A 13,596-nucleotide genomic window follows, 5' to 3' on the forward strand; every position below is an offset into this window, starting at 1 on the left:
CATCTAACATTCACCTCTGTAAGACAGTCAAGGCAATTCTACACCAGCATCATCTCTATTTCAGGCTTTACAATCCAAGAAGTTCAACTGCAATAAGATTCATCCAGTTACACATCTGTACAGCATGCTCCTAATCATGACAACAGTGTCCACACAACAGAATATCGATTATGGGCTCTGAAATGAATCAGAACGAATGCACGTGGAGGAGGCTGTAATGATGGCGAAAAAAGAAGTTGTAGCGATGCTACTTGCCGGAGGGCAAGGTAAGAGGTTAAAAGGATTGACCAAATCACTGGCTAAGCCGGCTGTATATTTTGGGGGCACGTACCGAATCATTGATTTTCCGTTGAGTAACTGCTCTAATTCTGGTATTGATACAGTGGGTGTATTAACTCAATATGAACCACTTGTCTTACATTCCTATATTGGCATTGGCAGTGACTGGGATCTGGATCGGAAAAACGGCGGGGTATACGTACTTCCTCCGCATGAACGTGAAGACGGTAGCAACTGGTACCGGGGTACAGCGGATGCGATCTTCCGCAACCTGAACTTTATTGAACAATTCGATCCTGAGCATGTGCTCATTCTGTCAGGGGATCATATCTATAAGATGGACTACGAAAAAATGCTCCAATATCACAAAGAAAAAGATGCGGATTGCACCATATCGGTCATTGATGTCTCCTTGGAAGAAGCCAGCCGGTTCGGTGTGCTGAATACCAACGATGACTATAGCATCTATGAATTCGAAGAAAAACCTCCTGAGCCCAAGAGCACACTTGCTTCCATGGGTATCTATCTCTTCAAGTGGGATGTACTGAAACGTTTCCTGATCCAGGATGAACAACAGGCATCCACCTCCTATGATTTTGGTAAAGATATCATTCCGTTATTGCTTGAAAATGAAAAATCCTTATACGCATATCCGTTCGAAGGGTATTGGAAAGATGTAGGTACCATTCGCAGTCTGTGGGAGTCGAATATGGATTTGTTGGACGAAGATACCCCGTTTAATTTGAATGACCCGGACTGGCGTATTTTCACACGTAATCCGAACCAACCTGCACAATACATCTCGCCTTCGGCCAAAGTGCGGAATTGTATTATTAGTGAAGGCAGTGTGGTGCATGGAGAGGTCAATCATTCCGTTCTGTTCTACGGAATTGAGGTTGGGGAGAACAGCGCCGTTATAGATTCTGTCATCATGCCAAGGGTGAAGATCGGGCAAAATGTGCGTATTCACCGAGCAATCATTGCAGAAGGATTGGTTATTCCGGATGGAACACAGATTTCGCCCGCACCGGGAGATGAGAGTGATATATTACTCGTCGATCAGGAAGAACTGGAGCGTCAGCTTCGCCAAGGAATAACCAGCAAGGCCTAATTGAAGCCAAAAGGACGGTGCATGCGATGAAATCATTGATCGGAGTTATTAACCTTGACCATGAACTTGAGGAATTGAAGGAATTGACGTACTTTCGCTGCGGAGCCGCGGTGCCTTATGCCGGGCGTTACCGTCTGATCGATTTTGTTCTATCTAATATGATGAATGCCGGAATTGAGAGCATAGGGGTATTTGTCCGTCGTAAGTATCGCTCGCTGATGGACCATCTCGGTGACGGCAAGCCTTGGGATTTGGATCGTAAGCATGGGGGCATGTTTATTTTACCGCCGGACTGGAACGACCCAACAGATACATCACAGGGGGACTTGCAGCATTTCCATAACAATCTGGACTTCTTCCGCAGAGGTGCAGGGCAATATGTAGTGCATGCGGGCAGTCGCCATGTGACCAAAGCAGACCTCCAGGATGTCTACAGGTATCACATCAGTAAAGGAGCGGACGTTACACTGGTCTGCAAAAAAGTGGATCAGCTGCTGCCTGAGCATGACGCCTGTGTCAAAGTTGATCATGACGGGGACGGTAACGTGGTGGACATTCACCAAAGCGCTAATCACGCGAATATATATACAGAAATTTTCATTATGGAAAAGGAATTGTTCCTGCGCCAGGTGCAGCGCTGCATTGATCATGGCGAGAGCCATTTCTTTCGGGATGTGATTCAAAAAAATCCGGATGGATTGAATATCGCTGCGTATGCATATGATGGCTATCACGCAGTCATCAATTCCATTGACAGTTATTACCGCAACAGTATGGATCTGCTGAACACAGGGCAATATGAACAGCTGTTCAAGGAAGATCCGATCCAGACCAAAATTAAATACGAAGCACCTGCCAAATATCTGGATACCGCCGATGTTAAACATTCACTTCTCGCGAATGGCTGCATTGTAGCTGGAGAGGTGGAAGACAGCATTTTATTCCGGGGCGTACAGGTGGCTAAAGGTGCCAAAATTAAGGGTTCAATCATCATGCAAAAATGCTACATTGGTGAAGGAACCGTACTTGAGAACGTCATTCTCGATAAAGACGTGAAGCTCACCGGAGGACAGACGCTGATCGGTGACCCGTCGAATCCATACATTTTAGCGAAAAGTACTATTATCTAATGCCCACACGTAACCGATATCTTCTATAAATATATATAAAATAAAAATCCTGTAGGATGGATTTAAGGTTCATACACTTTCGACGAATGAATTGCATCTTCGAAAGTTCTCACCAGCATGCAAACGTAGTGAAGGGAACGAAATCGATTCTGAAGCGTAGCGGTCGCCTAAAAGCTTTCTGCAAGAAAGCTGCTTCGAAAGCATATGCTGGTTTCAAATTTTATCCTGTATTATATAAATTCAACTTGAATAATTACACAAAACGGAGAGGACAGAAATGACCTGAAGAAGCGTAGCGCTCGCCTTTATCCCCGGATTTTCCCATTTCAAAAAGGGAATCAAAAAAATCTGGGGATAACAGCGATCGGAAGGTTATTCTGTCATCGAAGTGGCCAGTGTAAATATAATTTAGTTCGATTTGTATGAATCGCCACCATCCTGCAGGATTTCCCCGGGAGGAACCTACTTTTGTTTGACAACAAGGAAACGTTCAAGAGCATATTTACACGGAATCTGGTCAGCAAATTGGGCAAACCGATTGAAGAAGCAACACAGGAAGACGTGTACCATGTACTGGGAAGCATGATTCGTGAATATGCAGGCCAGGATTGGGCAGCGTCGAATCAGGGGTTCAAGCAGCGCCAGGATAAACAGGTCTATTACTTCTCGCTGGAATTCCTGATTGGACGTCTGCTCGGCAACAATCTGCTGAATGTAAATGAATTGGAATTGGTCCGTGATAGTTTAGCTGATCTGGGTTTCTCCTTGGAAGAGGTGGAAGAGCAGGAGGCGGATGCAGGACTCGGTAACGGAGGTCTGGGACGACTCGCTGCCTGTTTCCTGGATTCACTCGCTTCACTCCGATATGCAGGACATGGTTGCGGGATTCGATATAAATACGGTTTGTTTGAGCAAAAAATCATCAATGGTAATCAGGTCGAGTTACCCGACAATTGGCTGGATAAGGGCAATGAATGGGAAGTCCGCCGTCCAGACAAAAAGGTGGAAGTACAGTTCTGGGGCCGGGTAGAAGCTCATGAGCAGGATGGAGAATATCAGTTTGTTACAAAAGATGCCGAATCGGTTATCGCCATTCCCTATGACGTGCCTGTCATCGGTTATGGTCAGACCCATGTAAATACATTGCGACTCTGGAGTGCCGAGCCAAAGCGCGAGACTTCACTCGACACCCCTTCGAACTATTACGGTTATCTGGATTATAGCCGTTCGGTTGAATCAATCTCGGAGTTTCTATATCCAGATGATTCCCAGTATGAAGGAAAGCTGCTGCGATTGAAGCAGCAATACTTCATGTGCTCGGCAGGTGTACAGAGTGCCTTGCGTACGTTCAACAAGCTGGAGCTACCGTATGATCGGTTGCCTGATAAAGTGGCCTTCCACATTAATGACACGCATCCAACCTTGGTTATTCCAGAACTGATGCGCATCCTGATTGATGTGAAGGGGTATGGCTGGGATGAAGCATGGGATATCACAACCCGTACTGTATCGTATACCAATCATACAACGCTTAGTGAGGCGCTTGAGAAGTGGCCTGTATCCATGATCAGCAGGCTGCTGCCACGAATCTACATGATCATTGAAGAGATCAACAAACGCTTCTGTGGCATGCTGCTGGACCGGTATCCAGGAGATCAGGATCGCATAGGGCATCTGGCGATTGTTGCAAACGATCAGGTACGGATGGCACATCTGGCGATTGTAGGCAGTCATAGCGTGAATGGTGTTGCTGCTTTGCATACCGAGATTTTGAAAGAGCGTGAGATGGCTCCCTTCTATGAACTGTATCCAGAGCGTTTCAATAACAAAACGAATGGTATCACCCATCGCCGCTGGTTGATGCATGCCAATCCGAAACTGTCGGATCTGATTACGGATACAATCGGTAACGATTGGATAACAGAGCCGGGCAAGCTGGAGCAGTTGGCTGGCTTTGCGGATAATACATCATTTCAGGAGCAGTTCCGTTTGATTAAGCGGGATAACAAAGAGCGGCTTGCTGCGTATATTCTGGACCATACCGGGACAGCAGTGAATCCGGATTCCATCTTTGATGTACAGGTGAAGAGGCTGCACGGGTATAAACGTCAGCTGTTGAACATTCTGCATGTCATGCATCTGTATAACCGGCTTAAGAATGATGCTTCGTTTGATATGGTACCACGAACGTTCATCTTTGGTGCCAAGGCAGCGCCGAGTTATTATTTTGCCAAGAAAATTATTAAGCTGATCAACACCGTGGCTGACACAGTGAATCGGGATGCGGCCGTGAATGACCGCTTGAAGGTATTTTTCCTCGAGAATTATTCCGTCTCTCTCGCAGAGAAAATCATTCCCGCTGCGGATGTTAGTGAACAGATCTCAACCGCAGGTAAGGAAGCTTCCGGTACGGGCAACATGAAATTTATGATGAACGGTGCTTTAACGATTGGCACGATGGATGGAGCCAACGTGGAGATGGCGGAGCAGGTCGGGGAAGAAAATATGTTCATCTATGGTCTGCGTGCAGACGAAGTGCTTGAGTACTATCGTTCGGGTAGCTATCGTCCGAATGAGATTGTGCAGCACGATGAACGCATTCGCGAGGTTGTGGAGCAATTAGTACATCCAGGTGCATTCTGTTATCGTGACGGGGAGTTCTGGGATATTTATGACTCCTTACTGGCCCATGGTGATGAATACTTTGTATTGCGTGATTTTGCTGCTTATGCAGACGCGCATGCTGCGATTGACCAGGCGTATCGGGATATTCCGGGCTGGACTCGGAAAGCGATATTAAACACGGCTCATTCCGGCATATTCTCCAGTGATCGTACCATTAGTGAGTATGCGACAGATATCTGGGGTATTCATCCCGTGTCCGGGAACTGGAAAGGTTAAGAATAGATTGTTAGACTAACAAGTCCCCTTGTTCACAAGAGACATCTCTGCTGGTAAATCAACCATCGTAGAGAGCATCTCCTTGTAGAACAAGGGGATTTTGGCATACAGTGTATCATAGTGTCATTCAACTTGAAGATAAGCGAAACTCGCGTATTTTTCATCATACAAGTTCGCACACAAAATCAAAAAAAAGATCTGGATCTCAGTCATACTACATAAGAAATCGTTTGATATTTTGAATTAGATAGGGGAGCCGTCACTATGGATCATTACACACGAATTCAGCTTGCTATTGAGTATTTGGAGCAGCATTTGCAAGATGATTTTAATATCAGAGACGTCCGCTGCTGCGAGCTTTTCGGCGTTTCATTTTCAGCGTTTATTCCAGGCAATTACGGGATTCACAGTACTGGAATACGTGCGCAGACGCAGATTAACGGAGGCTGCTGCGATGTTGCGGGGCACATCGGAAGGCATATTGGACATTGCGATGAGCTTTGGCTATCAATCTCAAGAGGCATTTACACGTGCATTTTCAGCTTACTTTGGAATGACACCCGCGAAGCTGCGTAAGTTGGAAGTGGATCAGTTGTCATTTTTGAAGATGCAGCGGAGCATTGATTTTAACGATTATCGAACTCAGCTTGATGGAACTTTCCACATGAACACACCCCGTCTGGTCACATTGGCACCGAACTGGATTGTCGGCTATGAATATAAGACCAACCTGAATGACAATCAGCATTATGCTGAAATCCCCGGATTTTATCACGATTTTGGCATGGAACAGAAATTCATGGCAATCCCGGAGAGGACACGCCCTGATATGGCTTATGGTGTGGCCTGTCATTTTGAAGAGGATGGAGCATTTTCTTTTATTGTGGGTGAAGAAAGCGGTGGAACATCGCAGGTACTTGAACCCGGTTTTACTTCGATTGAAATTCCGGGCGGCTTGTATGCAGAATTCACCGTGGAAGGCTCCGGGCAGGATATTCGTAAAATGATCTATGGCAGCTGGCTGCCGCAGTCGAACTATGAACGGAGGGAAGGGCCGGACTTTGAAGTGACGGATGTCTGGAAATCGACCCCTGAACAACTGGACATGAAGATCTATATCCCGTTAAAATAGACCTTACCGCTTCGCGGAATTCAAGGTCGGAGGACAGATGAATGAGCGAAAAGTCGTGGCTCCACTCCAAGTGGATGCTGACCATTGTTACTTGCATGGCAGTCCTTTACCTACTGATTATGGGCATTTTACTGTTTGTCAGTGGACGAACACCTAGCATGTATTATCAATATAATCTCGTACCCTTCGAGACGATTCGTCCACTTCTTATGGAGAGGGAGAGGTACAATACAGATACCTGGGTCAAAAACCTGTTTGGCAATATCGTATTGTTTATTCCGCTGGGTATCTGGATTCCATGGTTGTTTCGGAGGTGTCGTTCGTTCCTGACATTTACATCTACAGTTGTTTTACTTCTGCTGGGTGTCGAGGTCACACAATTGATTACACGTGTAGGTTCGTTTGATGTGGATGACTTTATTCTGAACACGATCGGTGCCTGGATCGGATACGCCGGATTTAAGTTAGTCTTATGTTCACAAAAAAGGACTCGGAATTGAACCGCAGATCGCGGTCCATGACCGGGTCTTTTTGCATAAGATACCTTTCAAATGTTTACAAGGGAATCATTTCGGATAAAACATATTAACGGCTTATTTATATCGTGAGCAGAGATTATATATATAAATTGAACTAAACTTTTACACGAAACGGAGAGGACAGAAATAACCTGAGGAAGCGAAAGAGTTCGCCTAAAAGCTTTCTGAAAGAAAGCTGCATCGGAAGCATACGCTATCCCCGGATTTTCCCCTTATAAGGGGAATTCATAAAATCTGGGGATAACAGCGATCGGAAGGTTGTTCTGTCATCGGAGTGTCCAGTGTAAATATTCTTTAGTTCAATTTATATAGTGGACAAAGATGAGAGCGAGGTGGGCGATATCGTTTGGTGGAAAGAGAGTGTGGTATACCAGATTTACCCGAGCAGCTTTAAAGATTCGGACGGGGATGGATATGGCGACTTGCAGGGAATCTATGAAAAGCTCGATTATTTGGAGAATTTAGGCGTGGATGTGATCTGGCTCTGTCCCATTTACGATTCACCAGGACATGATAACGGATATGATATCCGGGATTACTACGGCATTTTACGCAAGTATGGCACGATGGAGGATTTTGATCGATTATTGGCAGAGGCACACAAGCGTGGTCTCAAGATCATGATGGACCTGGTGCTGAATCATACGTCAGATGAACATGCGTGGTTTGCTGAATCGCGTTCGTCAAAGATGAATCCGAAGCGGGATTATTATATTTGGCGTTCAGGCAAAAATGGGCAGGTGCCGAATAATTGGGAGTCCTATTTTGGGGGTTCGGTGTGGAAGCATGATCCCGAGACAAATGAATATTATCTGCATCTGTATTCCGAACAGCAACCGGATCTCAACTGGAACAATGCACAGATGGCTGAAGAGATGTATGAGATGGTGCATTGGTGGCTGGAAAAAGGGGTCGACGGATTCCGTTTCGATGCAGTGGCGCATATCGCCAAGGCAGAGGGTCTGCCAAGTGCCCACAATCCGGATAATCTGCCGGTGGTTCCAGCGTATCAGCTCTTTTCCAACCTGGAACAGGTACACTCGATCTTGAAGAAGCTGAATAACATGATCCTGAAACCCTACGGACCCATGACAGTTGGCGAGACTTCGGGACTTGGGCCTGAGCAGGCCTTGGCTTATGTCGGGACGGATCGTGATGAGCTTAATATGGTATTCCAGTTTGAGCATATGTTTATCGATGCTAAATCCTCCGGAATTGGTAAATGGAACTATAAGGAATGGAAATTGACAGATCTCAAAGAAATCATGAGCCGGTGGCAAACGGTTTTGCATGGTAGAGGCTGGAACGCCAATTATATGGGCAACCATGATCAGCCACGTCCGGTTTCCCGTTTTGGTGATGATGGTAAATATCAGGTACGTTCTGCTAAGATGCTGGCGACATGGATGCTTACACTCGAAGGGACCCCCTACATCTATCAAGGGGAAGAGATTGGCATGACCAATGTCGCTTTCCCGGATATCGAGCAGTACCGGGACATCGAGACCAAAAATTATTACAATCATTACATTGGTCAAGGTAAGTCGAAGCATGAAGTCATGCAGGCGATCTGGCTGAAGAGTCGCGATAATGCCCGCACGCCGATGCAATGGGATGAGACGGAACATGCAGGGTTTACCCAGGGTCAGCCGTGGATTCAGGTGAATGATAATTATCCTGAGATTAATGTGGCTGATGCCGAAAGTGATCCGCAATCCATTTTGCATTATTACCGTAAGTTAATTGTGCTTCGCAAACAGCATAAAGTGCTTATCTATGGGGCGTATGAACTGTTACTGCCGGATGATCCGGATATCTATGCCTATACACGAACGCTGGATGATGAGCAGATGTTGGTCATTCTGAATTTTCGTGGGCATGAACCGGAGATGCACTGGCCGGAAGGCTGGGATTCCGAGCATGCCAAGCTGATCATCAGCAATGTAAGCAGACGTTATTCTACCGATGAAGGCGCGATTCAGCTTCAGCCGTATGAAGCAAGGGTATATCGTAAGCAGCGGTGAGACGGAGGCTAGCGTAATTTTGCGTTGGTGAAGAGCTATGATTTATAATAAATAGTGGTTTTCAAAATAATCAAAACATATGTCGGGAGGAATCCAAGTTGTTGAATATTACGTTCCACGGTCACTCCAGTGTACAGCTGGGCACAGAAGAAAAGTCTCTGATCATTGATCCCTTCCTGCGTGGCAACGAGCTTGCCGTCACGAAGCCTGAAGATATTAAGACCGATGTTGTGTTGCTGACACATGCACATATGGATCACATCCTCGATGCTGAACCGATTGCCAAAGCAAATAACGCCAAAGTTGTGGCTATTGTGGAATTGGCTACATATATGTCTTGGAAAGGTCTGGATACACTCGGCATGAACATGGGCGGAACGGTAGATCTTGATTTTGCTCAAGCCAAAATGATTCAGGCGTTCCATACTTCGGGGATTGTGCTGGAAGAAGAACAACGGATCATGTATGCAGGTTTGCCTGCTGGATATATCATTAATATTGGTGGTAAAACGATTTTGCATGCCGGAGACACAAGTCTCTTCGGGGATATGAAAATGATCGGTGATCGTCATGATATTGATGTAGCTTTCTTGCCGATTGGTGGACATTTCACCATGGGACCTGAGGATGCGCTGCAAGCGGCCGAATGGTGTAATGCCAAACTGACGATTCCGGTTCATTATGATACGTTCCCGGTAATTCGTCAGGATGCGGAACACTTCGTGCAACAACTGGCTGCAAAAGGGTTGGAAGGCCGTGTGCTCGCCCCCGGAGAATCTATTACCCTGTGATGCACATTTAACCGCTGTTCAATAATAAATAGATTTATGGATAAAGACGAATATCACGTCAAGATAACTGACGTGATATTCGTCTTTTTTCGGTTTCAGGTTCAATTTTCACCGATAGAGTTGGTACAAATGACAAAAACATTGAAATTCCATTGTTGAACTCCCGTTTAGAATGATATAAAAAGTTACACGGGAACCAAACAGAAATCCGAATTGACCGCAAACAGGGGGAGCGTTCATGTCATTTATGAAATCATTATTTTTTCAAATTATTGTAGCGGTAATCATCGGGATTGGCGTAGGCATCCTGTGGCCGGATCTGGGTAGCTTGCTGCAACCGCTCGGAACAGGTTTCATCAAATTAATCAAGATGATCATCGCACCACTGATTTTCATGGTGATTGTGACAGGTATTGCCAAGATCGGCGATCTGAAGTCAGTAGGTCGCATCGGGCTGAAAGCCATCGTGTGGTTCGAGATTGCAACTACAGTGGCGCTGGTACTTGGATTGGGAACAGCCAATCTGCTTCGCCCCGGTGCCGGAATGAACGTGGACCCTTCAACCATAGACGCAAGCGGCATTGAAGCGAAAACCAATGGTTCCGAGTTACCGCACACGGTAGACTTTATCATGAATATTATTCCGACAAGTGTTGTGGATGCCTTTGCACAAAATGCACTTCTGCAAGTACTGCTCGTGGCCTGCCTGTTCGGGGTTGCGCTGGCAGCAACGGAGAGTAAGGCAAAAGAGAATGTACTTACGCTGATTGAGAACTTGCTCGGCATTATGTTCCGCATCATCGGTTATATCATGAAACTCGCGCCAATTGGTGCATTTGGAGCCATGGCTTACACGGTAGGTGCCTATGGGGCTTCCACTTTATCATCCTTTGGTCTGTTAATTCTGGCCTGTTACGGCGCAGCGCTGCTGTTTCTGGTCATGCTGGCATTGGCTGCCTGGTGGATTACCGGGCTGAATTTCCTGCAATTTGTGAAGTATACCTGTTCTGAAGTGATGCTGGCAATTGGAACCGGATCCTCAGAAGTGGTGATGCCACGCATGATGGACAAACTAACCAAGGCGGGTTGTGATCGTGCGGTTGTGGGTCTTGTAGTGCCGACGGGGTACTCGTTTAATCTGGATGGCGCTTCGATCTATTTATCCTTGGCAACGGTTTTTGTTGCTCAGGCCGTAGGGATTGAACTGACATTGATGCAGCAGATTACGATTTTGCTGGTGTTGATGTTAAGTTCCAAAGGCATGGCAGGAGTACCTGGCTCCGCATTCTTGGCCCTGTCTGCAACGGCAGTGGCTGTCAATGCTTTTCCGGTAGCAGCGGTTGCTCTGCTGCTTGGTGCAGATCGATTCATGGATACAATGCGTGTATTCACCAACCTGATGGGCAACTGTGTCGCAGCATTTGTGGTGGCAAAATGGGAAGGTCTGCTGGATCAAAAGCGAATGCGTGCCGTACTCTCTGGTGAGATCAGTGCTGCTGAACTGGAAAGGGAAGAGCAAGCTGCACTATCTTTATTGATGTTGAATATGCAGGAAAAACAGGGTAAAGCCGCAGTTTCACCGGAGATGTCGTAGGAGGCAATGTGCCTACTAGAGTGACTTAGTCAAGTGAAAGTAACCGTATCATTTAAATCAACGAAATCATTGACTGACGAACAGCAAATTCAATTAACAAGTTCAACCAAATTAGACCGTCTGTTGCCCGCATCCATCGTGGGAAGAACAGACGGTTTCTTGTTATCCCAATACAGATATCATGGAGTTCACGAACGCAGATTCCAAAATAAATGTTACAGAGGAAAGATTTATGGGGAATGTGTAGAAGAGGCGAAGAATATACATATTATAGTTTCAACTTGTATATACATGTTTACTTATGTAATATAGATATGAAGTTAGCCGAGAACATCACATAAGAGCATTACATTTATTGGAGGCGTTAACATGAGTTCTAATAACACAACTCCGTCATCTTGGTGGAAGACATCAACGGTGTATCAGGTATATCCGAAGAGTTTTAATGATACAACCGGATCGGGTACTGGAGATATTCGTGGATTAACCGAGAAGCTTGATTATTTGCAGCATCTGGGTATCGATATTGTGTGGTTGCAGCCGGTATATGTATCTCCGCAGCATGATAATGGGTATGACGTAGCGGACTATTATCGGATTAATCCGGATTATGGAACGATGGAGGATTTTGACGAATTGCTGAAAGGTCTGAAGGCTCGTGATATGAAACTGATGATTGATATCGTGGTGAATCACTCCTCGACCGATCATGAGTGGTTCCAGCAATCCCGTTCTTCCAAGGATAATCCGTATCGGGATTATTATATTTGGAAAGATCCTGCTCCGGATGGCGGTGTGCCAAACAACTGGCAATCCAAGTTCGGTGGGCCTGCTTGGCAGTTCGATGAACAGACGGGACAATATTTCCTGACTTTATTTGATAAAACGCAGGCAGATCTCAATTGGGAGAATGAAGAAGTACGCAAAGCTGTACGGGATATGATCAAGTTCTGGGCCGAAAAAGGTGTGGATGGTTTCCGTATGGACGTGATCAACCTGATCTCCAAAGACCAGCGGTTCCCTGATGATGATGGTAGCGTGTCACCGGGTGATGGACGCAAATACTACACGGATGGACCGCGTGTGCATGAGTACATCACCGAGATGTACGATGAAGTATTCGGGCCTTACAACATGGTGACCGTAGGGGAAATGTCCTCCACAACACTGGAACATTGTATCCAATATTCGAACCCGGCTTCCCGGGAGTTTTCGATGACGTTTAACTTCCATCACCTGAAAGTGGATTATCCGAATGGTCAGAAGTGGGAACTGATGCCGTATGATTTCGAAGCGATGAAGCAACTCTTTAGTGAGTGGCAGACAGGCATGCAAGCTGGTGGTGGCTGGAACGCCCTGTTCCTTAATAACCATGATCAGCCTCGGGCATTATCCCGATTCGCCGATGATGGTGATTATCGTGCCGAGAGTGCGAAGATGCTCGCAACAACGATACACGGAATGCAAGGTACACCTTATGTCTACCAGGGTGAAGAGATCGGTATGCCGAATCCGGTCTGGAATGACGTTAGTGAGTTCCGTGATATCGAATCAACGAACATGTACCGCTTGCTTCAGGAAGAACGAGGCAAATCTGCTGAAGAAGCATTCCAAATCGTGAAGGAGCGTTCCCGGGACAACTCCCGCACACCGATGCAGTGGAATGGAAGTAAGAACGCCGGATTTACTACCGGATCACCTTGGCTGAAGGTAGATGAGCGGTATCCTTCGATTCACGTGGAACAGCAGCTGGCTGATCCAGATTCGATCTACTACCACTACCGCAAATTGATTGCCCTGCGTAAACAGGTTAACGTGCTGATCGACGGTCTGTATGAACGATTGGACGATGCACACCCGGATGTATTCGCGTACGCACGGACCAATGGAAGTGAAACCCTGATTGTTGTATCCAACTTCAGTAAACGAGACGTCACGTTTTCGCTTCCGGAAGTGGTCTGGAATGATCATATTGCAGGCAAATCAGCAGAGTTACTCATAGGGAATACGGAGGCAGCCCCTGCGCTGACGCAGGAAATCTCTCTCAGTCCGTATGCATCCTATATGTGGCTTGTGCCACAACAGGACTAATCAC

General features: G+C 46.2%; 8 protein-coding genes and 1 pseudogene. All 9 read left to right on the top strand.

Going from position 1 to position 13,596, the window contains the following annotated elements; translation table 11 throughout:
• Positions 1–220 precede the first annotated feature (220 nt).
• The 9 genes and pseudogenes from AC4E8D_RS13085 (at position 221) to treC (ending at position 13,592) form a co-directional block, all read left to right on the top strand.
• Positions 221–1,390 carry a glucose-1-phosphate adenylyltransferase gene (locus AC4E8D_RS13085; protein ID WP_076217121.1) on the top strand — a complete coding sequence of 390 codons (1,170 nt, stop codon included), beginning with the start codon at positions 221–223 and terminating at the stop codon, positions 1,388–1,390.
• A 26-nt stretch (positions 1,391–1,416) separates the two neighbouring features.
• Entirely contained in the window at positions 1,417–2,520 is a 1,104-nt protein-coding gene (gene glgD, locus AC4E8D_RS13090) for a glucose-1-phosphate adenylyltransferase subunit GlgD (protein ID WP_221824932.1), read from the top strand.
• A gap of 468 nt (positions 2,521–2,988) precedes the next feature.
• Positions 2,989–5,421, top strand: coding sequence for a glycogen/starch/alpha-glucan phosphorylase (locus tag AC4E8D_RS13095; RefSeq protein ID WP_339184434.1), 2,433 nt, complete (start codon positions 2,989–2,991; stop codon positions 5,419–5,421).
• A gap of 264 nt (positions 5,422–5,685) precedes the next feature.
• Positions 5,686–6,553, top strand: a pseudogene (locus AC4E8D_RS13100) (effector binding domain-containing protein).
• 41 nt (positions 6,554–6,594) lie between these two features.
• Complete coding sequence (locus AC4E8D_RS13105) at positions 6,595–7,053, top strand: VanZ family protein (RefSeq protein WP_490206297.1); 459 nt, start codon at positions 6,595–6,597, stop codon at positions 7,051–7,053.
• Positions 7,054–7,403: 350 nt separating this feature from the next.
• Positions 7,404–9,116, top strand: a complete 1,713-nt coding sequence (locus tag AC4E8D_RS13110) for a glycoside hydrolase family 13 protein (RefSeq protein ID WP_445252498.1) — start codon at positions 7,404–7,406, stop codon at positions 9,114–9,116.
• Positions 9,117–9,214: 98 nt separating this feature from the next.
• Positions 9,215–9,907, top strand: coding sequence for a metal-dependent hydrolase (locus AC4E8D_RS13115; RefSeq protein ID WP_339308020.1), 693 nt, complete (start codon positions 9,215–9,217; stop codon positions 9,905–9,907).
• Between the two features lie 238 nt (positions 9,908–10,145).
• On the top strand, positions 10,146–11,501 hold the full coding sequence (dctA, locus tag AC4E8D_RS13120) for a C4-dicarboxylate transporter DctA (protein ID WP_490206298.1): 1,356 nt from the start codon (positions 10,146–10,148) through the stop codon (positions 11,499–11,501).
• A 369-nt stretch (positions 11,502–11,870) separates the two neighbouring features.
• A complete protein-coding gene (gene treC / locus AC4E8D_RS13125) occupies positions 11,871–13,592 on the top strand; it encodes an alpha,alpha-phosphotrehalase (protein WP_490206299.1) in 1,722 nt (573 codons plus the stop codon).
• The last annotated feature ends 4 nt before the right edge of the window (positions 13,593–13,596 follow it).

The organism is Paenibacillus sp. SRL342 (genome assembly GCF_984798905.1).